The sequence below is a fragment of the Streptomyces sp. ITFR-6 genome (genome assembly GCF_031844725.1).
Taxonomy (GTDB): domain Bacteria; phylum Actinomycetota; class Actinomycetes; order Streptomycetales; family Streptomycetaceae; genus Streptomyces.
Genome location: NZ_CP134612.1, coordinates 2,059,177 through 2,082,981, shown reverse-complemented (window position 1 = coordinate 2,082,981; position 23,805 = coordinate 2,059,177). Strand labels below are relative to the sequence as shown.

Genomic DNA, 23,805 nt, shown 5'->3' with positions numbered 1-23,805 from the left:
CGCACATTCCCCAGCACTTCACTGCAGAACGGCTCAAGGCACCACATGCCCCAGCACACCTCCGGGTCTGACCGCGCGGCAGTACCACCGGCTGCGCGTGGCACTGTGCGCCCTCCCGCCCCCTCCTCCCTCGACGAGTTGTGGCGTTCGTACAAGACCACGGGCGACGAGCGGCTGCGGGAGCAGCTGATCCTGCACTACTCACCGCTGGTGAAGTACGTAGCCGGCCGGGTGAGTGTGGGCCTTCCGTCCAACGTCGAGCAGGCGGACTTCGTCTCCTCCGGGGTCTTCGGACTGATCGACGCGATCGAGAAGTTCGACATCGAGCGGGCGATCAAGTTCGAGACGTACGCGATCACCCGCATCCGCGGCGCGATGATCGACGAACTCCGGGCGCTGGACTGGATCCCCCGCTCCGTGCGCCAGAAGGCCCGTGCGGTGGAACGCGCCTACGCCACGCTGGAGGCGCGGCTGCGGCGTACCCCGTCCGAGGCGGAGGTCGCCGCGGAGATGGAGATCGGGCTGGAGGAACTGCACGCGGTTTTCAGCCAGTTGTCGCTGGCGAACGTGGTCGCGCTGGAGGAGCTGCTCCATGTGGGCGGCGAGGGCGGCGACCGGCTGAGCCTGATGGACACGCTGGAGGACACCGCCGCCGACAATCCGGTGGAAGTGGCCGAGGGCCGCGAGCTCCGGCGGCTGCTCGCCCGCGCGATCAACACCCTCCCGGACCGGGAGAAGACCGTGGTCACGCTCTATTACTACGAGGGCCTCACCCTGGCCGAGATCGGCAACGTCCTCGGGGTCACCGAGAGCCGGGTCAGCCAGATCCACACGAAGTCCGTGTTGCAACTGCGCGCGAAACTGGCCGACGCCGGACGCTGAGACCGCCTCGTGCGGCGTCCGGCGTCGGCCGATCGGGGCCGCGCGCCCCCTTCCGGGGAGCGGTCGCCGTAGAGTGGAGGCGTGCCCAGGATTCGAGCGGCCTCCGTGGCCGAGCACCGGACCATGCAGCGCGGCGCCCTCCTGGACGCAGCGCGTTCCCTGCTGTCCGAGGGAGGCACGGAGGCGTTGACCTTCCCCGCCCTCGCCGAGCGCACGGGCCTCGCCAGGTCCTCCGTCTACGAGTACTTCCGTTCCCGCGCCGCCGTCGTGGAGGAGCTCTGCACCGTCGACTTCCCCGTCTGGGCGGCCGAGGTGGAGAACGCGATGGAACGGGCGGATACGCCGGAGGAGAAGATCGAGGCGTATGTACGACGGCAGCTCGATCTCGTGGGGGACCGGCGCCACCGCGCCGTCGTCGCCATCTCCGCGAGCGAGCTGGACGCGGGCGCCCGGGAGAAGATCCGCGCCGCCCACGGCGGGCTGATCGCCATGATCGTCGAGGCACTCGGCGACCTCGGCCACGAGCAGCCCCGGCTGGCGGCGATGCTGCTCCAGGGCTCCGTGGACGCGGCGGTGCGGCGTATCGAACTCAGTGTGGCGGAGGAGCCCGCCGTGATCGCGGACACCGCCGTCGCCATGATCCTCCGCGGCGTCCGGGGCGCCCCCGGCGAGCAGGCCTCCTGACTCCGGCGCCTCACCACGGCCCCGTGCGGGGGCGCGGTCGCGGCGCCCTCGCCGTCCCCCGCCACCGGCTCCCCGCCGCCCGGCCGTGGTGAAGGTTCCGGCACACCGGCCACCGGCAGCAGCCGGGACGGTCCGCGCCGCAGCAGCTCGGGCGGCAGCAGTGACAGCGGGTCCAGATACACCGCCGCGCGACGCAGCCCCCAGTGCAGACAGCCGGAGGCGCAGTGGAACGGCCCCGCCGCCATGACCGCCACCACCTGCCCCGCGGTGACCTCGTCCCCCTTCGCGACCAGCGGGCGCACGGGCTCGTACGTCGTCCGCAGCGGCGGATCGCCCGTACCCGCGAGCTCGATCGCCAGCACCCCCCGTCCCGCGACGCCGCCCGCGAACGAGACCCGGCCGGACGCGGCCGCGAGCACCTCCGTACCCGGTCCTGCTGCGAGGTCCACCCCGCGGTGCCCCGGCCCGTAGTCCGTGGCGGGCGGCTCCCATCCCCGTACGACCACGGGCCGCCCCGCCAGCGGCCGGACCCGTCCGCGAGCGGGCGGCGGATCCACCGGGGCAGGGGCAGGGGTGGCCGGGGGAGCCAGGGGCGCCGTCACGGGCGGGGGCGGCCGGTCCGCGGCGGCCGATGTCCCGCACCACCACCCCGCCGCGAGAAGCGCCGCGGCGGCCGCCGCCGACACCGCCCGCGCCAGGCGCCCCGGCCCGCCGCCCCGCTCATCGCCCCGCCCGCCGCCCGGTGCGCGGCGGCCCCCGGAGCGGGCCCGGGATCCGTCCTGGTCAGATGTGTTTCGCATGGCACAACCGTCCCCCGGCGGCCCGGTCCGCGGGGATCACGGACCGGATCTGTGGAGTACCGGCCGGTTGTGGACAGCGCCGTCACCCGGCACTCAGTGGGTCCCGTACACTTCTTGTGGCGATCCGGGTCACCGGGTCGACTTCGCACGCCCCGCCATCTCCTTCTCAACGGAGGTGGCCGCGCTCCTCGGTCCCTCGTGGCACGGCGCGTCGGGGCGTCAGGCGCGACCGCAATCCTGCGGTCGCGATAACCGAGTACCTCAAGGAGTACGGCCATGGCCGTCGTCACGATGCGGGAGCTGCTGGAAAGCGGCGTCCACTTCGGTCACCAGACCCGTCGTTGGAACCCGAAGATGAAGCGCTTCATCTTCACGGAGCGCAACGGCATCTACATCATCGACCTGCTCCAGTCGCTGTCGTACATCGACCGTGCCTACGAGTTCGTCAAGGAGACCGTCGCCCACGGCGGCTCCATCATGTTCGTGGGTACGAAGAAGCAGGCCCAGGAGGCCATCGCCGAGCAGGCGACGCGCGTCGGCATGCCGTATGTCAACCAGCGTTGGCTCGGTGGCATGCTCACCAACTTCTCCACCGTCTACAAGCGCCTTCAGCGTCTGAAGGAGCTTGAGCTCATCGACTTCGAGGACGTGGCCGCCTCCGGCCTCACCAAGAAGGAGCTCCTGGTTCTCTCCCGCGAGAAGGCCAAGCTGGAGAAGACCCTCGGTGGTATCCGCGAGATGCAGAAGGTGCCGAGCGCCGTCTGGATCGTCGACACCAAGAAGGAGCACATCGCCGTCGGTGAGGCGCGCAAGCTCCACATCCCGGTCGTCGCGATCCTGGACACCAACTGCGACCCCGACGAGGTCGACTACAAGATTCCGGGCAACGACGACGCGATCCGCTCCGTCACCCTGCTCACCCGCGTGATCGCCGACGCCGTCGCCGAGGGCCTCATCGCCCGCTCCGGTGCCGCGACCGGCGACTCGAAGCCGGGCGAGAAGGCCGCCGGCGAGCCCCTCGCCGAGTGGGAGCGTGACCTGCTGGAGGGCGACAAGAAGGCCGACGCCGAGGTCCAGACCTCCGCCGAGACCGAGAAGGTCGCGGACGCCGAGGCCGCTGACGCACCGGCCGCCGAGGCTGCTGCCGAGGCGCCCGCCACCGAGACGCCGGCCGTCGAGGCCCCCGCCGCCGAGGCTCCGGCCGCGGACGGCGAGCAGGCCTGACACCCGTCACGGCTGACGACGGCGGGGGCCGGTGCCGCAGAGGCACCGCCCCCGCCGTTCACCCGTAGATCTTTCAGACTTCGAGAGAGAAATTCAGACTCATGGCGAACTACACCGCCGCTGACGTCAAGAAGCTCCGTGAGCTCACCGGCGCCGGCATGATGGACTGCAAGAAGGCGCTCGACGAGGCCGACGGCAGTGTCGAAGGTGCCGTCGAGGCCCTTCGTATCAAGGGCCAGAAGGGCGTAGCCAAGCGCGAGGGCCGTTCGGCCGAGAACGGCGCCGTCGTCTCCCTCATCTCCGAGGACAACACCTCCGGCGTCCTGCTTGAGCTGAAGTGCGAGACGGACTTCGTCGCCAAGGGCGAGAAGTTCCAGGCCGTCGCCAACGCGCTGGCCGCGCACGTCGCCGCCACCTCCCCGGCCGACCTGGCCGCGCTGCTCGGCTCCGAGATCGAGGCCGGCAAGACGGTTCAGGCGTACGTCGACGAGGCGAACGCCAACCTCGGCGAGAAGATCGTCCTGGACCGCTTCGCGCAGTTCACCGGCGCCTACGTCTCCGTGTACATGCACCGCACCATGCCCGACCTGCCGCCGCAGATCGGTGTTCTGGTCGAGCTCGACAAGGCCGACGCGGAGCTGGCGAAGGGCCTTGCCCAGCACATCGCCGCCTTCGCGCCGAAGTACCTCTCCCGCGAGGACGTCCCGGCCGAGATCGTCGAGACCGAGCGTCGTGTCGCCGAGGAGACCACGCGCGCCGAGGGCAAGCCCGAGGCCGCGCTCCCGAAGATCGTCGAGGGTCGCGTCAACGGCTTCTTCAAGGAGGCCACCCTCCTCGGCCAGCCGTACGCGCTGGACAACAAGAAGTCCGTCCAGAAGGTCCTGGACGAGGCCGGTGTCACCCTGAAGCGCTTCTCGCGCATCAAGGTCGGCATCTGAGTCCGTCCGCGAAAAACGGTGGACCCCGATAGGGTCTGGTGCAGTCGACGGCCGCACACCGCCGTACGACCGCAGATCTGACGAGGAGGCCATTGCCGCTGAGGGACATCGGACCCACCGGCAATGGCCTTCTTCGTATGTGCACGAGGAGAATCTCCATGAACAAGGGCGCGGACGCCGCAAAAGGTGACCACAGGCGCGACGACGGCAAGGTGCCCGGACGCTTCATGCTGAAGCTGTCCGGAGAGGCGTTCGCCGGTGGCGGGGGTCTCGGTGTCGACCCAGATGTCGTACACGCCATCGCACGCGAGATCGCGGCGGTCGTCCGGGACGGCGCGGAAATCGCGATCGTCATCGGCGGCGGCAACTTCTTCCGCGGCGCCGAGCTCCAGCAGCGCGGTATGGACCGGGCCCGGTCCGACTACATGGGCATGCTCGGCACGGTCATGAACTGCCTGGCGCTCCAGGACTTCCTGGAGAAGGAGGGCATCGACTCCCGCGTCCAGACCGCCATCACCATGGGCCAGGTCGCGGAGCCGTACATCCCGCTGCGCGCCGTACGGCACCTGGAGAAGGGCCGCGTCGTCATCTTCGGCGCCGGTATGGGCATGCCGTACTTCTCCACCGACACCACCGCGGCCCAGCGCGCCCTGGAGATCGACGCCGAGGCGCTGCTGATGGGCAAGAACGGTGTGGACGGGGTCTACGACTCCGACCCGAAGACCAACCCCGGAGCGGTGAAGTTCGACGCGCTGGAGTACAGCGAGGTGCTCGCCCGCGATCTCAAGGTCGCCGACGCCACCGCCATCACGCTCTGCCGTGACAACCAGCTGCCGATCCTCGTCTTCGAGCTGACGACGGCGGGCAATATCGCCCGCGCCGTCAAGGGTGAGAAGATCGGCTCGCTCGTGAGCGACCGGAGCACCCGGGCCTGAGAGCCGGGGGACCGGACCGGGGAGACCCGGGTGGTTCCCGGGGCCCGAGCAGGGGCCCGAAGGATGGACAACGGCCTGCCGGTCGGACACCGTGCAGGTGAGGACGCGACGCAGGACCCGCCGGGCCCGAGCACGCCGGGCCCACTCAAGACACGCAGGAGCACGTGGTGATCGAAGAAACCCTCCTTGAGGCCGAGGAGAAGATGGAGAAGGCCGTCGTGGTCGCGAAAGAGGACTTCGCCGCGATCCGTACCGGCCGTGCGCACCCGGCGATGTTCAACAAGATCGTCGCCGACTACTACGGCGCGCTGACCCCGATCAACCAGCTGGCCTCTTTCTCGGTGCCCGAGCCCCGGATGGCCGTCGTGACGCCGTTCGACAAGACGGCGCTGCGCAACATCGAGCAGGCCATCCGCGACTCCGACCTCGGCGTCAACCCGAGCAACGACGGCAATATCATCCGGGTGAACTTCCCCGACCTCACCGAAGAGCGCCGTCGCGACTACATCAAGGTCGCGAAGACCAAGGCCGAGGACTCCAAGATCTCGATCCGCGCGGTCCGCCGCAAGGCCAAGGAGACCCTCGACAAGCTGGTCAAGGACAAGGAGTCCGGCGAGGACGAGGTCCGCCGTGCCGAGAAGGAGCTCGACGACACCACCGCGAAGTACGTCGCGCAGGTGGACGAGCTGCTGAAGCACAAGGAAGCCGAGCTGCTCGAAGTCTGATGAACGACTCTTCCTGGGGCGTCCCGCAGGACGCCGGCCACGGGGCCGCTCCCGAGATGCGGTCCGTTCCGGCGGGTCCTGCATACGATGTGCATAACGCCCAGCAGACTCGGCCCATGCCCATCGTGCCGGACGTTCCCGACGCAGGTAGAGACGCTGAGAGCCGTGATGACCGGGACCAGGGGGCCGCACGCCTGAGCGGCGGCCCCCTGTTCCGCGACGAGAAGCCGCAGGAGCCCATGTCCACCGCGCCGCCGCCCCCGCAGAAGAAACGTGCGGGCCGTGATCTCGGATCCGCCATAGGGGTCGGCGTGGGGCTGGGCGCCGTCGTCGTCGCCTCGCTCTTCATCGTCAAGGCCGTCTTCGTCGGTGTGATCGTGGTCGCCGTCGTCGTCGGCCTCTGGGAGCTCACCTCCCGGCTGGAGGAGCGCAAGGGCATCAAGGCGCCGCTCGTACCCCTCGCGGTCGGTGGCGCCGCCATGGTCGTGGCCGGTTACGCGCGAGGCGCCGAGGGGGCCTGGGCCGCGATGGCGCTGACCGCTCTCGCGGTGCTCGTCTGGCGGATGACCGCACCGCCGGAGGGCTACCTCAAGGACGTCACGGCCGGCGTCTTCGCCGCGTTCTACGTCCCGTTCCTGGCCACCTTCGTCGCCATGCTCCTGACGGCGGACGACGGGCCCATGCGGGTGCTGACGTTCCTGCTGCTGACCGTGGTCAGTGACACCGGCGCGTACGCCGTCGGCTGGCGGTTCGGCAAGCACAAGCTCGCGCCCCGGATCAGCCCCGGAAAGACCCGCGAGGGCCTCTTCGGAGCGGTGAGCTTCGCGATGGTGGCCGGGGCGCTGTGCATGCAGTTCCTGATCGACGACGGCTCCTGGTGGCAGGGCCTGCTGCTCGGCCTCGCGGTCGCCGCCAGTGCCACCCTCGGTGACCTGGGCGAGTCCATGATCAAGCGGGACCTCGGAATCAAGGACATGGGCACGCTGCTCCCCGGGCACGGCGGCATCATGGACCGGCTGGACTCCCTGCTGCCGACCGCGCCGGTGGTCTGGCTGCTGATGGTCCTCTTCGTCGGCTCCGGCTGAGCGTCCGTACGCGTCAGCACGGGTGAGGGCCCACCGTTCTCGGACGGTGGGCCCTCACCCGTGTCCGGTGACGTCAGCCACGTTCCCGCAGGGCCGAGCGCATGTGCTGGCGGAGCTCGATCGCCCGCTCGCGCCTCTCCAGCACGGCTGATATCTCCTGCGGAGTCGGCGGGCCGTCCCGTCACTCCGGTTACCCCGTCCGGCCCGGACCAGGGCCTCTTCGGAGGAGGGCGGGGCATCGCCGCGTGTCTGCGACACTGGATGAACCATGCCTAAGCCCGGAGAACTCACTTTCGTCGCGCCCCGCGGAGCCAAGAAGCCGCCGCGGCACCTCGCCGACCTCACGCCCGCCGAGCGCAAGGAAGCCGTCGCCGCGACCGGCGAGAAGCCCTTCCGTGCCCAGCAGCTCTCGCAGCACTACTTCACGCGGTACGCGCACGACCCCTCGGAGTGGACCAACATTCCGGCCGGGTCGCGGGACAAGCTCGCGGAGGTGCTGTTCCCCGAGCTGATGTCCGTCGTCCGCCACATCAGCTGCGACGACGACACCACCCGCAAGACCCTGTGGAAGCTGCACGACGGGACGCTGGTCGAGTCCGTCCTGATGCGCTACCCCGAGCGCGTCACGATGTGCATCTCCTCGCAGGCCGGCTGCGGGATGAACTGCCCGTTCTGCGCCACCGGGCAGGCCGGTCTCGACCGCAACCTCTCCACCGCGGAGATCGTCCACCAGATCGTGGACGGCATGCGGGCGCTGCGCGACGGCGAGGTCCCCGGAGGTCCGGCGCGGCTCTCCAACATCGTCTTCATGGGCATGGGCGAGCCGCTCGCCAACTACAACCGCGTGGTCGGCGCCATCCGCCGGCTGACCGACCCGGAGCCCGACGGGCTTGGGCTGTCGCAGCGCGGCATAACCGTCTCCACCGTCGGCCTGGTGCCGGCGATGCTGCGCTTCGCGGACGAGGGCTTCAAGTGCCGTCTCGCCGTCTCGCTGCACGCCCCGGACGACGAGCTGCGCGACACCCTCGTCCCCGTGAACACCCGGTGGAAGGTGCGCGAGGTGCTGGACGCGGCCTGGGAGTACGCGGAGAAGTCCGGCCGCCGCATCTCCATCGAGTACGCGCTGATCCGTGACATCAACGACCAGGCCTGGCGCGGTGACCGGCTCGGCCGGCTCCTCAAGGGCAAGCGGGTACACGTCAACCTGATCCCGCTGAACCCGACACCGGGCTCGAAGTGGACCGCCTCGCGGCCCGAGGACGAGAAGGCGTTCGTCGAGGCCATCGCCGCCCACGGGGTGCCGGTGACCGTGCGGGACACCCGGGGCCAGGAGATCGACGGGGCCTGCGGGCAGCTCGCGGCGTCCGAGCGCTGAGGCCGGAACCGGCCGTGTAGCCTGGGCGTGAAATCAACTTCATATTCCGACAGGGGAGCGCCACAGCGCTGAGAGTGCGGCACCGAGGACAGGTTGGCCGCAGACCCTCTGAACCTCGCCCGGGTCATTCCGGGTAGGAAGTTCGGACCTTACTCAAGCTGTTGCGCCCTGCCCGCTTCCGGTTCTCCACCGGCGCGGGCAGGGCCGCGTCTCTTCCTGGTCATCTCCAGGAGGAATCACATGAGCACCACCAACAAGGTCGCGGTGGCGGCCGTCGCCGCCGCGATCGGCGCGACCGCGCTCGTCGGCTGCGGCAGCTCGGACGACGCTTCGTCCGGCTCGTCCGGTACCAAGGGCACCGGCTCCAAGACCGTCACGCTCGTCAGCCACGACTCCTTCAACGCGTCCAAGGGCGTGCTGAAGGAGTTCACCCGGGAGACCGGCTACACCGTCAAGGTGCTGAAGAGCGGTGACGCGGGCGCCGCCCTCAACCAGGAGATCCTGACCAAGGGATCACCGCGCGGTGACGTGTTCTTCGGCGTCGACAACACCCTGCTCTCGCGCGCCCTCGACAACGGCCTCTTCACGCCGTACGCCGCCAAGGGCCTCGGCCAGGTCGCGTCCGATGTCCAGCTGGACGCCGAGAAGCACCGGGTCACTCCGGTCGACACCGGCGACATCTGCGTGAACTACGACAAGAAGTACTTCGCCGACAAGAAGCTCGCGCCGCCGAAGACCTTCGAGGACCTGGCGAAGCCCGCGTACAGAAACCTCCTCGTCACCGAGAACGCCGCGACCTCCTCGCCCGGCCTCGGCTTCCTCCTCGGCAGCATCGCCACCTACGGCGAGGACGGCTACCAGGACTACTGGAAGAAGCTGAAGAGCAACGGCGTCAAGGTCGTCGACGGCTGGGAGCAGGCCTACAACGAGGAGTTCTCCGGCTCCGCGGGAGGCAAGAAGGCCAAGGCCGACCGGCCGCTCGTGGTCAGTTACGCCTCCAGCCCGCCCGTCGAGGTGCTGTACGCGGACCCGAAGCCCAAGACCGCCCCGACCGGGGTCGCCACCGGGACGTGCTTCCGGCAGATCGAGTTCGCCGGTCTGCTCGACGGCGCGAAGAACGAGGAGGGCGGCAAGGCCCTGCTGGACTTCATGATCGGGAAGAAGTTCCAGGAGGATATGCCGCTCAACATGTTCGTCAGCCCGGTCACCAAGAGTGCGAAGGTGCCTGAACTCTTCACCGAGTTCGGGGCCACCTCGGACAAGCCCGCGACCGTCGCCCCGGACGCGATCGCCAAGAACCGTGAGCAGTGGGTCCAGTCATGGTCCTCGCTCGTAGTGAAGTAGCGAAGCCCCCCGTACGCGGACCGGGCGCGCGCGGGAAGGCCGCACGCTCCCGGTCTCGGCGCGGGAGCGCGGTGCGGCTCGGCCTGATGGCCGTGCCCGTCGCCTTCTTCGCGGTGTTCTTCGCCTACCCCGTCGTCGCGATCGTCGGACGCGGGCTCAAGGACGGCGGGGTGTGGCAGTTCGGACGGATCGGCGAGGTGCTGAGCCGGTCCGACATGCAGAACGTCCTCTGGTTCACGCTCTGGCAGGCGCTCGCCTCGACCGCGCTGACCCTGCTGATCGCGCTGCCGGGCGCCTATGTGTTCGCCCGGTTCGACTTTCCGGGCAAGCAGGTGCTGAGGGCGGCCGTCACGGTGCCGTTCGTCCTGCCGACCGTCGTCGTGGGCACCGCGTTCCTCGCGTTGCTGGGGCGCGGCGGCTTCCTCGACGACCTGTGGGGCGTGCGGCTCGACACCACGGTGTGGGCGATCCTGCTGGCCCATGTCTTCTTCAACTACGCGGTCGTCGTGCGCACCGTCGGCGGGCTGTGGTCGCAGCTCGACCCCCGGCAGGAGGAGGCCGCGCGCGTCCTCGGCGCCGGACGGTTCGCCGCCTGGCGGCGGGTGACGCTTCCGGCGCTCGCCCCCGCCGTGGCGGCGGCCGCTCTGATGGTCTTCCTCTTCACCTTCACCTCCTTCGGCGTCGTCCAGATCCTCGGCGGCCCCGGATTCTCCACGCTGGAGGTGGAGATCTACCGCCAGACCGCGCAGCTGCTCGCCCTGCCGACGGCCGCCGTGCTCACGCTCGTGCAGTTCGCCGCGGTCGGCGCGATCCTCGCCGTGCACGCCTGGACCGTACGGCGCCGGGAGACGGCACTGAAGCTCGTAGACCCGGCGCAGACGGCCCGCAGACCGCGCGGCGCGGGCCAGTGGACGCTGCTCGGAGGCGTCCTGCTGACCGTGCTGGTGCTGATCCTGCTGCCGCTCGCCATCCTGGTGGAGCGTTCGCTCGACCTGCCCGGTGGCCACGGCTTCGGCTACTACCGGGCGTTGGCCTTTGCGGACGCGAACAGCGGTACGTTCCTGGTCGCGCCGCTCGAAGCGATCGGGAACTCGCTGCGGTACGCCCTGGTCGCGACCGCCATCGCACTGGTCGTCGGGGGCCTGGCCGCGGCGGCGCTGACCAGGCGGGCCGGGCGGCTGGTCAGGGGCTTCGACGCGCTGCTGATGCTGCCTCTCGGGGTCTCCGCCGTCACCGTCGGCTTCGGTTTCCTGATCACCCTGGACAAGCCGCCGCTCGATCTGCGGACCTCCTGGATCCTGGTGCCGCTCGCCCAGGCGCTGGTCGGGGTGCCGTTCGTCGTACGGACCATGCTGCCGGTCCTGCGCGCGGTGGACGGGCGGCTGCGCGAGGCGGCCGCGGTGCTCGGCGCCTCGCCGCTGCGGGTCTGGCGCGAGGTGGATCTGCCGCTGGTGCGCCGGGCGTTGCTGGTGGCGGCGGGCTTCGCGTTCGCCGTGTCGCTCGGGGAGTTCGGCGCGACGGTGTTCATCGCGCGGCCCGACAACCCGACGCTTCCGGTCGCGGTGGCGCGGCTGCTCGGGCGGTCCGGGGATCTCAACTACGGCCAGGCGATGGCCCTCAGCACCATTCTGATGCTCGTGTGCGCGATCTCGCTGCTGCTGCTCGAACGTATCCGCACCGACCGATCCGGCGAGTTCTAGGGATGCTGACACAATGCTGACACTCGAATCGGCCACCGTGCGCTTCGGTGACCGGGTGGCGCTGGACGCGGTCGGTCTGGAGGTCGCGGACCACGAGATCGTCTGTGTGCTGGGACCGAGCGGCAGCGGGAAGTCGACGCTGCTGCGGGTGGTGGCCGGCCTCCAGCACCTGGACGCCGGCCGGGTGCTGCTCGACGGCGCGGACCAGGCCGGGGTGCCGGTGCACCGGCGCGGGCTCGGCCTGATGTTCCAGGACCACCAGCTGTTCCCGCACCGGGACGCCGGCGCCAACGTCGCCTTCGGGCTGCGGATGCGCGGCGTGGGCCGGGCCGAGCAGGACCGCAAGGTCGCCGAACTCCTCGGTCTGGTGGGGCTGCCCGGCGCCGAGCGGCGGGCCGTCGCCGCACTCTCCGGCGGCGAGCAGCAGCGCGTCGCCCTGGCACGTGCGCTCGCGCCCCGGCCCAAGCTGCTCATGCTGGACGAGCCGCTCGGCCAGCTGGACCGCGGTCTGCGCGAACGCCTCGTCGTCGAACTGCGCACGCTCTTCGCCCGCCTGGGCACGACCGTGCTCGCCGTCACCCACGACCAGGGCGAGGCCTTCGCGCTGGCCGACCGCGTCGTCGTGATGCGCGACGGACGCATCGCCCAGGTGGGCACCCCGCTGGAGGTCTGGCAGCATCCCGCGTCGGCCTTCGTCGCCCGCTTCCTCGGCTTCGACAACGTGGTGGAGGCGACGGTCACCGGCGAGGCCGCCGACACGGACTGGGGCAAGGTGCCAGTGCCCGCCGGATCACGCCAGGGGGCCTGCGACCTGCTGGTGCGGCCGGCCGGAGTCCTGATCGGCGCCCCGGAGGACGGCCTGCGCTGCACCGTGGCCGCCCGCACCTTCCGGGGCAACCACGTCGCCGTGAAGTTGTACCCGGAGCACGGACCGGCCCTGGACGCCGAGTGCGCACTGCGCGGTACACCGGAGGAGGGCGCGGTCGTCGGCGTCACCTTCGACGCGGCGGAGAGCGTCGTACTGCCCGCGGTCTTCTGACGGCCGGGGGTCACTGGCCGGTGGCCGGATCGCCCCGAAGCCGTCCGGCCCCCCGCTCAGCCCGTCAGCGGCAGAGCCGCCAGCTCCGCGATCGCCCAGGTCAGCGGGGCGAAGACCAGGAGCAGTGCGGCCGCGCGCAGTGCTGTCGCGGCCCGCAGCGCCGAGGCCGGGGCGCCGAGACGCAGCAGGGCCTGTGCCGTTTCCGCGCGGGCCTGCCTCGCCTCCAGTGCCGAGGTCAGCAGCGTCGCCGTCGTGCAGCCGATGACGAGTACGGCGCCGAGGGCAGTGAGCGGTCCGAAGGGGCGGGGGCCCGTGCCGTACAGCGCGAAGGCGGCGATGACGGCGGAGAGCACCGCGCAGACGACGCCCAGCGGCCGGCCGATCCGGCGCGCCTCGTCCATCAGTACCCGGCCCGCCAGCAGCCGTACGGCTCCGGGGCGCACCGCCTGGAGCAGCCGTCCGGCGAGATGGGTCAGCCCGGGGCCGGCGGTGGCGAGGCCGATCGCCGTCAGCGTCCACCCCACCAGGACCCAGACCGGGGTGGAGTCCAGCTTTCCGGGGAGCGGGAACGGGCTGCCCGACGAGCCTCGGCTCGCGTACGCCTCGACCGCGAGGCCGGCGGCCGTCAGGGCGACGCCCCACGGCAGCCCGGCGGGCGGCGCGGCCGGGGCGGGGGCCTGCTCCTCCGGCAGCAGGTCCCGCGCACCGTCCTGCACGCCCGCCGCCCGCACCGGACTGGTGCGCAGCGCCAGCGCGCTCGCGGTCGCCGCCGTCGCGGGCACCAGGGTCAGCAGGACCACGACGGCGGCCAGCGGCAGCGACGCGTCCGCGCCCAGCAGCCCGGCCGCCGCGCCGTCGAACGGCAGCCCGGACAGGTCGCCGCGCAGATGGAGGAAGAAGAGCAGCGCCACCATGGAGCCGAGGGTGCACGAGACGGCGGTGGAGACCGCGGCGAGCACACTGAGCCGGACAGGGCCCAGGCCCACGGCGGACAGTCCGGGGCGCGGCCGGGTGCTCGGGTCGGTCCGGGCCACCGCGACCGCGAACTGCACGGTGGCGGCCAGCGGTACGAAGCACCACAGCAGCCGCAGCACGGAACCGGCGGAGTGCGCCGGGTGCCCGGAGGCGTAGCCCAGGGTGCACAGCAGGAGGAAGCCGACCCCGGCGGAGGCGGCCGCGACGAGCAGCCGCCGCACCAGGACCAGGGGATGGGAACCGCGGGCTAGACGGAGAGCGAGCACGCCGCGCGGCCCTCCGTGTCGGTCCCGGCGGTCAGCTTGGCCGTGGCGACCCGGCGCCCGTCCAGCAGCGGCACCGTGCGGTCCGCGAGGGCGGCGATCTCGGCGTCGTGGGTGGCGAGGACCACCGTGATGCCGTGCGAGCGGGCCGCGCTGGTCAGGGTCCGCAGGACATGGGTGCGGTCGGTGCGGTGCAGGGTGGCGGTGGGCTCGTCGGCGAAGATCACCGCGGGGGCGGTGGCCAGTGCGCGGGCCACCGAGATCCGCTGCCGCTGGCTCTGCTGGAGGGTGTGCGGCCGCTTCCTGGCGCACATGCCGATGTCGAGGCGCTCCAGCCACTCCATGGCGGCCTTCTTGGCCTCCCGGTGCGAGGCGCCGCGCAGCAGCAGCGGAAGGGCGGTGTTCTCCCAGGTGGTCAGCTCAGGGACGAGTTGCGGCTCGGGGGCGATCCAGCCGAACTTGTCGCGGCGCAGCCGTTCGCGCAGCCGGGGGCCCATGGTGTGGACGGGGACGCTGTTGAACCACACCTCGCCCTCGGTGGGCACCAGTTGGCCGGACAGGCAGTGCAGCAGGGTCGTCTTGCCGCTGCCGCGCGGGCCGGTCACGGCGAGGATCTCGCCGTCGCGGATCCCCAGGGACACCCCGCCGAGCGCGGGTGAGCCGTTGTGGGAGTGGTGCAGGGAGTGCGCCCAGATCACGTCGTTGTCCGGCGGGGCCACCATGGCGTACACCTCGGTTCAGATCAGATATCCCGTTCCCCCGTACGGGGGAACGAAGAGAGGGCCGATCGGTCACTCGGCACCGTAAGGATTCCGACCGCGGTGTGCGCACAGCACGCGGCCCGGGTGCGCCTCTTCCCACTCGACTGGGCGCATCCGGGCCGCGTGGACCGTATGAAATGACCGCTGGAGGACCGTCCGTGGAGGGTCAAGCGGTGGTCAAGCCGGGCTCGCTCGATCAGCCGGTCGAGCGATCGGTCAGAGCTTCGTCCAGGCCTCCGTCAGGACGGACCGCAGGATGGACTCGATCTCGTCGAACGTGGACTGGTCGGAGATCAGCGGCGGCGCGAGCTGGACGACCGGGTCGCCCCGGTCGTCGGCCCGGCAGTACAGGCCGCTCTCGTACAGCGCCTTGGAGAGGAAGCCGTACAGGACGCGCTCGGTCTCCTCGTCGGTGAACGTCTCCTTGGTGGCCTTGTCCTTGACCAGCTCGATGCCGTAGAAGAAGCCGTTGCCCCGGACGTCACCGACGATCGGCAGGTCGTGGAGCTTCTGCAGCGTGGTGAAGAAGGCGTTCTCGTTGTCGAGGACGTGCTGGTTGAGGCCTTCCTTCTCGAATATGTCGAGGTTGGCGAGGCCGACCGCCGCGGAGACCGGGTGGCCGCCGAAGGTGTAGCCGTGCAGGAAGGTGTTGTCGCCCTCGTAGAACGGCTCGGCGAGCCGGTCCGAGATGATGCAGGCGCCGATCGGGGAGTAGCCAGAGGTCATGCCCTTGGCGCAGGTGATCATGTCCGGCACGTAGCCGAACTTGTCGCAGGCGAACATCGTGCCGAGCCGGCCGAAGGCGCAGATGACCTCGTCGGAGACGAGCAGCACGTCGTACTTGTCGCAGATCTCGCGCACGCGCTGGAAGTAGCCGGGCGGGGGCGGGAAACAGCCGCCCGCGTTCTGCACGGGCTCCAGGAAGACGGCGGCTACGGTGTCCGGGCCCTCGAAGAGGATCTCCTGCTCGATCTGGTCGGCGGCCCAGCGGCCGAAGGCCTCGGGGTCGTCACCGAAGAGCGGGGCGCGGTATATGTTGGTGTTCGGCACCTTGTGCGCGCCGGGGACCAGCGGTTCGAAGGGGGCCTTGAGCGCCGGCAGACCGGTGATGGACAGCGCGCCCTGCGGGGTGCCGTGGTAGGCGACCGCGCGCGAGATGACCTTGTACTTGGTCGGCTTGCCCTTGAGCTTGAAGTACTGCTTCGCCAGCTTCCACGCGGTCTCGACGGCCTCGCCGCCGCCGGTGGTGAAGAAGACCTTGTTGAGGTCGCCCGGGGCGTAGTCCGCGAGGCGCTCGGCCAGTTCGACGGCCTTCGGGTGGGCGTAGGACCACACCGGGAAGAAGGCCAGCTCCTGCGCCTGCTTGTACGCGGCCTCCGCGAGCTCGCGGCGGCCGTGGCCGGCGTTGACCACGAACAGGCCGGACAGCCCGTCGAGGTAGCGCTTGCCCTGGTCGTCGAAGATGTAGGTGCCCTCGCCACGCACGATGGTGGGAACGGGCGCGTTCTCGTAGTCCGACATGCGGGTGAAGTGCATCCACAGGTGGTCGTACGCGGTCCGGCTGAGGTCCTTGCTCACGGCTATCGGGTTCCCCACATATAGGTCTGCTTCTTGAGCTTGAGGTAGACGAAGCTCTCGGTGGAGCGCACTCCGGGAATGGCCCGGATGCGTTTGCTGATCGTCTCCAGCAGGTGGTCGTCGTCCTCGCAGACGATCTCCACCATCAGGTCGAAGGAGCCCGCGGTCATCACCACGTACTCGCACTCGGCCATGGCCGACAGGGCCTCCGCGACGGGATCGAGGTCGCCCTCGACGTTGATCCCGACCATCGCCTGCCGTCTGAATCCCACGGTGAGCGGATCGGTGACGGCGACGATCTGCATCACGCCCTGGTCGAGCAGCTTCTGGACGCGCTGTCGCACGGCCGCCTCGGAGAGGCCGACGGCCTTGCCGATCGCGGCGTACGGACGGCGTCCGTCCTCCTGGAGCTGTTCGATGATTGCGAGGGACACGGCATCGACCGTTGAGGACGATCCGTTCCCGGTCCTGGAGTCTGCGCTGCGGCTTGCCACGGAGCCACTGTGCACCGGGACTCGTCTGTCTTGCAACCCTCGATCGATGAAATTCGTTGTTGAGGGACCTGAATCTCACCGAATCCGAAGTTCACGGCGGTTAGGTATGTCGAAAGCGTTACCCGAGCGACTACGCTGGGCGTCTCACCCATTGGACTTCAGAGCAGGAGGGTCGGCTGTGACCACCGAGGTGCGCCGTCTGCGCAACTACATCAACGGAGAGTTCCGCGACGCCGCCGACGGGCGGACCATCGACGTGGTCAACCCGGTGACGGAAGAGGTCTACGCGACGTCCCCGCTCTCCGGTGCCGCCGACGTCGACGCCGCCATGGAGGCCGCCGTCGCGGCCTTCCCCGCCTGGCGCGACGTCACCCCCGCCGAGCGCCAGCGCGCCCTGCTGAAGATCGCGGACGCCTTCGAGGAGCGTGCGGAGGACCTCATCGCGGCCGAGTCCGAGAACACCGGCAAGCCGGTCGGGCTCACCCGCACCGAGGAACTCCCGCCGATGGTCGACCAGATCCGCTTCTTCGCGGGTGCGGCCCGGCTGCTGGAGGGCCGTTCGGCCGGCGAGTACATGGAGGGGCTGACCTCCATCGTCCGCCGCGAGCCGGTCGGGGTCTGCGCCCAGGTCGCGCCGTGGAACTACCCGATGATGATGGCCGTCTGGAAGTTCGCCCCGGCGCTTGCCGCGGGCAACACCGTCGTGATCAAGCCGTCCGACACCACCCCGGCCTCCACCGTGCTGATCGCGGAGATCATCGGGCAGATCCTGCCCAAGGGCGTCTTCAACGTCATCTGCGGGGACCGGGACACCGGCCGCGCGATGGTGGAGCACCGGACCCCGGCGATGGCCTCCATCACGGGTTCGGTCCGGGCCGGCATGCAGGTCGCGGAGTCCGCGGCGAAGGACGTCAAGCGGGTCCACCTGGAGCTCGGCGGCAAGGCGCCGGTCGTCGTGTTCGAGGACACCGACATCGCCAAGGCCGTCGAGGACATCTCGGTCGCCGGCTACTTCAACGCCGGCCAGGACTGCACGGCCGCCACCCGCGTGCTGGTCCACGAGTCCATCCACGACGAGTTCGTCACCGCGCTCGCCAAGGCCGCCGCCGACACGAAGACCGGGCAGCCGGACGACGAGGACGTGCTCTACGGCCCGCTAAACAACGCCAACCAGCTCGCCCAGGTCAGTGGCTTCATCGAGCGCCTCCCCGCCCACGCCAGGGTCGAGGCGGGCGGCCACCGGGTCGGTGAGAAGGGCTACTTCTACGCCCCGACCGTCGTCTCCGGCCTCAAGCAGGACGACGAGATCATCCAGCACGAGGTCTTCGGCCCGGTCATCACCGTCCAGTCGTTCACGGACGAGGCGCAGGCGCTGGAGTGGGCCAACGGCGTCGAGTACGCCCTGGCCTCCTCGGTGTGGACCAAGGACCACGCCCGCGCCATGCGGATGTCCAAGAACCTCGACTTCGGCTGCGTGTGGATCAACACCCACATCCCGCTCGTCGCCGAGATGCCGCACGGCGGGTTCAAGAAGTCCGGCTACGGCAAGGACCTCTCCGCGTACGGCTTCGAGGACTACACCCGGATCAAGCACGTCATGACCTCCCTCGACGGCTGACCGCCGCTCCATTCGGTACGGGCACGGCCCCGGGCGCACTGTGCGAGCGCCCGGGGCCGTCTCCGTATCCCCGCCCCCGCGCGGGACCCTCGACAGGGTGTGCGCGGCGGACGGCCACCGCTGGACGGTTGGTCCATTGCCCGCCGTACCCCACGAGCGGCATCCTGCGCAGGTGCGAGCGATCCCGAAGAACCCCATGTCCCGCCGGTCCCTGCTCCGCGCCCTCGGGGCGGGGGCGGCCGGTGCCACGCTGGCCGGCTGCGGAGTGCCCGCCGCCTATGTGGAGCCGGGCGACCGGGCCGGGCGCGACTCCTCCGCCAGTGACCACACCCTGCACTTCGCCAACTGGCCGCTCTACATCGACACCGACGACAGGAACCAGTCGAAGCGGCCCACCCTGGACGCCTTCAGCAAGCGCACCGGGATCTCCGTCACGTACACCGAGGAGATCAACGACAACGACGAGTTCTTCGGGAAGATCAGCCCCGCGCTGATGAACCACCAGCAGACCGGGCGCGACCTCATCGTCATCAGCGACTGGATGGCCGCCCGGTTCGTCCGGCTCGGCTGGGTCCAGGAGATGGACCGGGCCAAGCAGCCCAACGTGGCGAAGTACCTCGATCCGCAGCTGCGCTCGCCCGCCTTCGACAAGGGCCGCACCCACAGCGTCCCCTGGCAGTCCGGGATCACCGGCATCGCGTACAACCGCAGGCGGCTGGGCCGCGAGATCAAGCACCTGAGCGACCTGTGGGCGCACGACCTGCGCGGCAAGGTGACGCTGCTCTCCGGGCTCGACGAGTCCTTCGCGCTGCTGATGCAGGGCAACGGGGTCGACATCACCCGCTGGAAGCGCGACGACTTCTACGACATCTGCGACCAGGTGGAGAAGCTGGTGCGGACGAAACACATCCGCCGCTTCACCGGCAACGACTACATCAAGGACCTCTCCACCGGGGACGTGCTCGCCTGTCAGGCCTACTCCGGCGACGTCATCCAGCTCCAGGCCGACAACCCGGAGATCGAGTTCGTCGTGCCGGAGGAGGGTGCCGAGCTCTGGGCGGAATCACTCATGATCCCCAACCTCGCCCACCACAAGCGCAACGCGGAGAAGCTCGTCGACTACTACTACGAGCCCGAGGTCGCCGCGGAACTGGCGACCTGGGTCAACTACGTCTGCCCGGTCCCGGCCGCCCGCGAGGTGCTGGCCTCCTCCAAGGACGAGGAGACCGCCGCACTCACGGAGGACCCGCTGATCTTCCCCGACGACGCCATGCGCAAGCGGCTCGCGATCGCCCGCGACATCACCTCCGAGGAGCGCACCGCGTTCGCCAAGAAGTGGAACTCCATAGTCGGGTTGTGAGGGAACCGCTTCGATCGCCCGTGGCCAGGGCTTTCGGCGGGCACTGAAGACCAAAAACCGGCATCACGCGGAATGCGCGTGGTGCCGGTTCTTCGTGGTTCGGCCCGGCTCTCTTCACGCCGCGTCCGGGCGACAGTTGGTTGTTTCAGCACGCTGTCGATAATTTGCAATATCTGAGCGACATCTTGTGTTCGTGTGTCCGTGATGCTTGAGTGACAGGCGCTTCCCCCCGCCCCCCCACCGGGAAGCGCCAGTCACAGCAGAAATGGAGTGTCATGCGCACGTCATATCCCATGCGCAGTTCGTATGTCCTCGCCGTCGCGGTCGCCCTCGTGGGCACGGTCATCGGCGTCACCGGCCAGGCCTCCGCCCAGCGGACCCCGGAGCCGAGAGCGGCGGCCGTGGCCGGAGCCACCCTCCCGTTCAGCTCCACGGAGGCGGAGTCCGCCTCCACCACCGGCCAGAAGATCGGCCCCGACTACACCCAGGGCACCCTCGCCTCCGAGGCCTCGGGCCGGCAGGCGGTGCGGCTGAGCAGCGGGCAGAGCGTGGAGTTCACCCTCGACCGGGCCGCCAACGCCGTGAACGTCGCCTACAACGTGCCCGACGGGCAGAGCGGTTCACTCGACGTCTACGTCAACGGCACCAAGCTCGACGCCTCGCTGGCCGTCACCTCCAAGTACAGCTACGTCGACACCCCCTGGATCGCCGGCGCCAAGACCCACCACCTCTTCGACAACGCCCGCCTGCTGCTCGGCCGCGACCTGGCGGCGGGCGACAAGGTGAAGCTGGAGGCCGCGTCCACCGAGGTCACCGTCGACGTGGCCGACTTCGAGCAGGTGGACGAGCCCGCCGCCGCACCCTCCGGCGCGGTCTCCGTCGTCGACAAGGGCGCCGACGCCACCGGACAGCAGGACTCCACCCAGGCCTTCCGCGACGCGATCACCGAGGCCAGGGCCGGTGGCGGCACCATATGGATCCCGGCGGGCGACTTCAAGCTGGACTCCGAGCTGAGCGGCGTCGAGAACGTGACGATCCAGGGGGCCGGCAGCTGGCACTCGGTCGTGCACGCCTCACGGTTCATCAACCAGAGCAACTCCGACGGCAAGGTCACCATCAAGGACTTCGCGGTCGTCGGCGAGGTCACGGAGCGGGTCGACAGCAACCCGGACAACTTCGTCAACGGCTCCCTCGGCCCGGACTCCCGGGTCAGCGGCATGTGGCTGCAGCACCTCAAGGTCGGGCTCTGGCTGACCGGCAACAACGACAACCTGGTCGTCGAGAACAACCGCATCCTCGACACCACCGCGGACGGGCTGAACCTCAACGGCAGCGCCAAGGGCGTGCAGGTGCGCGGCAACTTCCTGCGCAACCAGGGCGACGACTCACTCGCCATGTGGTCGCTGAACGCCGCCGACACCGACTCCACCTTCGCGGACAACACCATCTCCCAGCCCAACCTGGCGAACGGCATCGCCATCTACGGCGGCAGCGACATCACCGTCAAGGACAACCTGATCAGCGACACCAACGCGCTGGGCAGCGGCATCGCCATCTCCAACCAGAAGTTCGCCGACCCGTTCTTCCCCCTCGGCGGCACCATCACCGTCTCCGGGAACACCCTCGTCCGCACCGGGGCCGTCAACCCCAACTGGGGCCACCCGATGGGTGCGCTGCGCGTGGACGCGTACGACAGCCCCATCGAGGCGAACGTCAACATCACCGACACCACCATCACGGACAGCCCCTACAGCGCCTACGAGTTCGTCTCGGGCGGCGGCACCGGCCAGGACGTCAAGAACGTGACCGTCGACGGGTCGGCCGTCGACGGCGTCGGCACGGTCGTCGTGCAGGCCGAGACGCCCGGCGCCGTGACGATGTCGGACGTCACCGCCACCGGGACCGGCGCGGCAGGCGTATACAACTGCCCCTTCCCCGAGGGCTCCGGCACCTTCACGCTCACCGACGGCGGCGGCAACACCGGCTGGGACGCCACCTGGGACGACTGCTCCGCCTGGCCCGAGCCGGACACCGGCAACTAGCGGCCCCCCCACGCACGCACCATCCCCCCCCACCGAGAGGAACGCACGCTGTGACGAGGAGAGACTGGAGCCGGCCGGGCATCGCCGTCGCACTCGGCGCCGCACTGACCGCCGCATGGCTCGTACCGGCCGCACACGCGGCGCCGGCGGCCCCCGAGCCGTCCGCCACCGCGGCCGCCCGTGGTGCGGCATCCCCGTTCGCCGAGTACGAGGCGGAGGACGGCAGCTACGACGGCACCCTGCTGGAGACGGACGCCACCCGTACCTTCGGGCACACCAACTTCTCCACCGAGTCCTCTGGCCGCAAGTCGGTACGCCTCGACTCCACCGGCCAGTACGTGGAGTTCACCTCTGCCGCAAGCACCAATTCCATCGTCGTCCGCAACTCCATCCCCGACGCGCCGGGCGGCGGCGGCCAGGACAAGACGCTGAGCCTCTACGCCGACGGCACGTTCGTACAGAAGCTGGACCTGTCGTCCAAGCACAGCTGGCTGTACGGCAGCACCGACGACCCGGAAGGCCTGACGAACAACCCCGGCGGTGACGCGCGGCGGCTGTTCGACGAGTCGCACGCGCTGCTCGACAAGACCTACCCCGAGGGAACCACCTTCCGCCTCCAGCGGGACGCCGGTGACGACGCCGCGTACTACGTCGTCGACCTGGTCGACCTGGAGCAGGTGGCGCCGCCCGCGAGCAAGCCCGCCGAGTGCACCTCGATCACCGAGTACGGTGCGGTGCCCGACGACGGGAAGGACGACACCGACGCGATCCAGGCGGCCGTCACCGCCGACCAGAACGGCGATATCGACTGCGTGTGGATCCCGGCCGGGCAGTGGCGTCAGGAGCAGAAGATCCTCACCGACGACCCGGAGAACCGCGGGGAGTACAACCAGGTCGGCATCAGCGACGTCACCATCCGGGGCGCCGGTATGTGGCACTCGCAGCTGTACACGCTGACCGCGCCGCAGGACGCGGGCGGCATCAACCACCCGCACGAGGGGAACTTCGGCTTCGACATCGACGACAACACCCAGATCTCGGACATCGCGATCTTCGGCTCCGGCACCATCCGGGGCGGTGACGGCAACGCCGAGGGCGGCGTCGGCCTCAACGGCCGCTTCGGCGAGAACACCAAGATCAGCAACGTCTGGATCGAGCACGCCAACGTCGCCACCTGGGTCGGCCGCGACTACAGCAACATCCCGGAGCTGTGGGGCCCCGGCGACGGACTCGAATTCACCGGGATGCGCATCCGCAACACCTACGCGGACGGCATCAACTTCACCAACGGCACCCGCAACTCCTCCGTCACCAACTCCTCCTTCCGCAACACCGGGGACGACTCGCTGGCGGTGTGGGCGAGCAAGTACGTCAAGGACCCCTCGGTCGACGTCGGCCATGACAACGTCTTCAGCAACAACACGATCCAGCTGCCCTGGCGGGCCAACGGCATCGCGGTCTACGGCGGCTACGGCAACAAGATCGAGAACAACCTGGTGTCCGACACCATGAACTACCCGGGCATCATGCTGGCCACCGACCACGACCCGGTGCCCTTCTCCGGGGAGACCCTGATCGCGAACAACGGGCTCTACCGGACCGGCGGCGCGTTCTGGAACGAGGACCAGGAGTTCGGCGCGATCACCCTGTTCCCCCAGGGTTCCGGCATCCCCGGCGTCACCATCCGTGACACCGACATCGAGGACTCGACGTACGACGGCATCCAGTTCAAGACCGGCGGCGGCGAGATGCCGGACGTCAAGATCAGCAACGTGAACATCTCCGGGTCCGCCAACGGCTCCGGCATCCTCGCCATGGGCGGCGCACGGGGCAGCGCCACGCTCACCGATGTGACGATCAGCGGTTCGCGCGACGGGGACGTGACCGTCGAACCCGGATCGCAGTTCGTGATCAACGGGACCGCGGCAGGCTCCTCGGCCGGGGAACGGGGGAGCGGCCAGGGCCGGTAGCGGCCCGTTGGCG

At 69.9% G+C, this 23,805-nt stretch carries 19 protein-coding genes, 1 pseudogene and 1 riboswitch; of the genes and pseudogenes, 15 read left to right on the top strand and 5 right to left on the bottom strand.

Annotated features, from left to right (window positions below; genetic code table 11):
- The first annotated feature begins 45 nt into the window (after window positions 1-45).
- Both whiG and RLT59_RS09180 read left to right on the top strand, forming a co-directional pair.
- Window positions 46-882 (top strand): RNA polymerase sigma factor WhiG, encoded by an 837-nt coding sequence (gene whiG / locus RLT59_RS09185; protein ID WP_073739112.1) that lies wholly within the window; start codon window positions 46-48, stop codon window positions 880-882.
- Between the two features lie 105 nt (window positions 883-987).
- Window positions 988-1,566 carry a TetR/AcrR family transcriptional regulator gene (locus tag RLT59_RS09180; RefSeq protein WP_024494563.1) on the top strand — a complete coding sequence of 193 codons (579 nt, stop codon included), beginning with the start codon at window positions 988-990 and terminating at the stop codon, window positions 1,564-1,566.
- Window positions 1,567-1,793: 227 nt separating this feature from the next.
- Here the strand turns inward: RLT59_RS09180 and RLT59_RS09175 are convergent.
- A pseudogene (locus RLT59_RS09175) lies at window positions 1,794-2,366 on the bottom strand (peptidoglycan DD-metalloendopeptidase family protein); the annotation flags it as partial.
- 276 nt (window positions 2,367-2,642) lie between these two features.
- On the opposite strand from RLT59_RS09175, the gene rpsB reads away from it, so the two are divergent.
- The 9 genes from rpsB to RLT59_RS09130 all read left to right on the top strand — a co-directional run bounded on the left by rpsB (window position 2,643) and on the right by RLT59_RS09130 (window position 12,731).
- Window positions 2,643-3,590 carry a 30S ribosomal protein S2 gene (gene rpsB, locus RLT59_RS09170; protein ID WP_311302948.1) on the top strand — a complete coding sequence of 316 codons (948 nt, stop codon included), beginning with the start codon at window positions 2,643-2,645 and terminating at the stop codon, window positions 3,588-3,590.
- Window positions 3,591-3,691: 101 nt separating this feature from the next.
- Complete coding sequence (gene tsf / locus RLT59_RS09165) at window positions 3,692-4,528, top strand: translation elongation factor Ts (RefSeq protein WP_311302947.1); 837 nt, start codon at window positions 3,692-3,694, stop codon at window positions 4,526-4,528.
- 158 nt (window positions 4,529-4,686) lie between these two features.
- Window positions 4,687-5,463 carry a UMP kinase gene (gene pyrH, locus RLT59_RS09160; RefSeq protein WP_311302946.1) on the top strand — a complete coding sequence of 259 codons (777 nt, stop codon included), beginning with the start codon at window positions 4,687-4,689 and terminating at the stop codon, window positions 5,461-5,463.
- A 167-nt stretch (window positions 5,464-5,630) separates the two neighbouring features.
- Window positions 5,631-6,188, top strand: coding sequence for a ribosome recycling factor (gene frr / locus RLT59_RS09155; RefSeq protein WP_024488459.1), 558 nt, complete (start codon window positions 5,631-5,633; stop codon window positions 6,186-6,188).
- Window positions 6,188-7,273, top strand: coding sequence for a phosphatidate cytidylyltransferase (locus tag RLT59_RS09150; RefSeq protein ID WP_311302945.1), 1,086 nt, complete (start codon window positions 6,188-6,190; stop codon window positions 7,271-7,273). The genes frr and RLT59_RS09150 overlap by 1 nt, the downstream gene beginning before the upstream one ends.
- A gap of 268 nt (window positions 7,274-7,541) precedes the next feature.
- Window positions 7,542-8,648, top strand: coding sequence for a dual-specificity RNA methyltransferase RlmN (gene rlmN / locus RLT59_RS09145; protein ID WP_311302944.1), 1,107 nt, complete (start codon window positions 7,542-7,544; stop codon window positions 8,646-8,648).
- 41 nt (window positions 8,649-8,689) lie between these two features.
- Window positions 8,690-8,806: riboswitch (TPP riboswitch) on the top strand.
- Between the two features lie 82 nt (window positions 8,807-8,888).
- Complete coding sequence (locus tag RLT59_RS09140) at window positions 8,889-9,992, top strand: thiamine ABC transporter substrate-binding protein (protein WP_311302943.1); 1,104 nt, start codon at window positions 8,889-8,891, stop codon at window positions 9,990-9,992.
- Between the two features lie 86 nt (window positions 9,993-10,078).
- Complete coding sequence (locus RLT59_RS09135) at window positions 10,079-11,692, top strand: ABC transporter permease (protein ID WP_311307662.1); 1,614 nt, start codon at window positions 10,079-10,081, stop codon at window positions 11,690-11,692.
- A gap of 13 nt (window positions 11,693-11,705) precedes the next feature.
- Window positions 11,706-12,731 carry an ABC transporter ATP-binding protein gene (locus RLT59_RS09130; RefSeq protein ID WP_311302942.1) on the top strand — a complete coding sequence of 342 codons (1,026 nt, stop codon included), beginning with the start codon at window positions 11,706-11,708 and terminating at the stop codon, window positions 12,729-12,731.
- A 56-nt stretch (window positions 12,732-12,787) separates the two neighbouring features.
- Here RLT59_RS09130 and RLT59_RS09125 read toward each other — a convergent pair whose 3' ends face one another.
- The 4 genes from RLT59_RS09125 to RLT59_RS09110 all read right to left on the bottom strand — a co-directional run bounded on the left by RLT59_RS09125 (window position 12,788) and on the right by RLT59_RS09110 (window position 16,817).
- Entirely contained in the window at window positions 12,788-13,972 is a 1,185-nt protein-coding gene (locus RLT59_RS09125; protein WP_311302941.1) for a hypothetical protein, read from the bottom strand.
- On the bottom strand, window positions 13,954-14,691 hold the full coding sequence (locus tag RLT59_RS09120; protein WP_311302940.1) for an ABC transporter ATP-binding protein: 738 nt from the start codon (window positions 14,689-14,691) through the stop codon (window positions 13,954-13,956). Before RLT59_RS09120 ends, RLT59_RS09125 begins: the two co-directional genes overlap by 19 nt.
- Before the next feature lie 255 nt (window positions 14,692-14,946).
- Window positions 14,947-16,326, bottom strand: coding sequence for an aspartate aminotransferase family protein (locus RLT59_RS09115; protein WP_311302939.1), 1,380 nt, complete (start codon window positions 16,324-16,326; stop codon window positions 14,947-14,949).
- Window positions 16,311-16,817 carry an Lrp/AsnC family transcriptional regulator gene (locus RLT59_RS09110; protein WP_073739130.1) on the bottom strand — a complete coding sequence of 169 codons (507 nt, stop codon included), beginning with the start codon at window positions 16,815-16,817 and terminating at the stop codon, window positions 16,311-16,313. The genes RLT59_RS09115 and RLT59_RS09110 overlap by 16 nt, the downstream gene beginning before the upstream one ends.
- Window positions 16,818-16,980: 163 nt before the next feature.
- On the opposite strand from RLT59_RS09110, the gene RLT59_RS09105 reads away from it, so the two are divergent.
- The 4 genes from RLT59_RS09105 to RLT59_RS09090 all read left to right on the top strand — a co-directional run bounded on the left by RLT59_RS09105 (window position 16,981) and on the right by RLT59_RS09090 (window position 23,792).
- Entirely contained in the window at window positions 16,981-18,420 is a 1,440-nt protein-coding gene (locus RLT59_RS09105) for a gamma-aminobutyraldehyde dehydrogenase (protein ID WP_311302938.1), read from the top strand.
- A 196-nt stretch (window positions 18,421-18,616) separates the two neighbouring features.
- The gene (locus RLT59_RS09100; protein WP_311307661.1) at window positions 18,617-19,780 is read left to right on the top strand and encodes a polyamine ABC transporter substrate-binding protein; all 1,164 of its coding nucleotides are present in this window, start codon (window positions 18,617-18,619) and stop codon (window positions 19,778-19,780) included.
- Between the two features lie 293 nt (window positions 19,781-20,073).
- Window positions 20,074-21,822 (top strand): glycosyl hydrolase family 28-related protein, encoded by a 1,749-nt coding sequence (locus tag RLT59_RS09095; RefSeq protein ID WP_399125090.1) that lies wholly within the window; start codon window positions 20,074-20,076, stop codon window positions 21,820-21,822.
- 50 nt (window positions 21,823-21,872) lie between these two features.
- A complete protein-coding gene (locus tag RLT59_RS09090; RefSeq protein ID WP_399125088.1) occupies window positions 21,873-23,792 on the top strand; it encodes a glycosyl hydrolase family 28-related protein in 1,920 nt (639 codons plus the stop codon).
- Window positions 23,793-23,805: the final 13 nt, after the last annotated feature.

Coding starts and splice junctions, on each gene's coding strand:
- whiG (WP_073739112.1), top strand. CDS start 46: ATGCCCCAGCACACCTCCGGGTCTGACCGCGCGGCAGTACCACCGGCT.
- rpsB (WP_311302948.1), top strand. CDS start 2,643: ATGGCCGTCGTCACGATGCGGGAGCTGCTGGAAAGCGGCGTCCACTTC.
- tsf (WP_311302947.1), top strand. CDS start 3,692: ATGGCGAACTACACCGCCGCTGACGTCAAGAAGCTCCGTGAGCTCACC.
- pyrH (WP_311302946.1), top strand. CDS start 4,687: ATGAACAAGGGCGCGGACGCCGCAAAAGGTGACCACAGGCGCGACGAC.
- RLT59_RS09150 (WP_311302945.1), top strand. CDS start 6,188: ATGAACGACTCTTCCTGGGGCGTCCCGCAGGACGCCGGCCACGGGGCC.
- rlmN (WP_311302944.1), top strand. CDS start 7,542: ATGCCTAAGCCCGGAGAACTCACTTTCGTCGCGCCCCGCGGAGCCAAG.
- RLT59_RS09140 (WP_311302943.1), top strand. CDS start 8,889: ATGAGCACCACCAACAAGGTCGCGGTGGCGGCCGTCGCCGCCGCGATC.
- RLT59_RS09135 (WP_311307662.1), top strand. CDS start 10,079: ATGGCCGTGCCCGTCGCCTTCTTCGCGGTGTTCTTCGCCTACCCCGTC.
- RLT59_RS09130 (WP_311302942.1), top strand. CDS start 11,706: ATGCTGACACTCGAATCGGCCACCGTGCGCTTCGGTGACCGGGTGGCG.
- RLT59_RS09120 (WP_311302940.1), bottom strand. CDS start 14,691: ATGGTGGCCCCGCCGGACAACGACGTGATCTGGGCGCACTCCCTGCAC.
- RLT59_RS09100 (WP_311307661.1), top strand. CDS start 18,617: ATGTCCCGCCGGTCCCTGCTCCGCGCCCTCGGGGCGGGGGCGGCCGGT.
- RLT59_RS09095 (WP_399125090.1), top strand. CDS start 20,074: ATGCGCAGTTCGTATGTCCTCGCCGTCGCGGTCGCCCTCGTGGGCACG.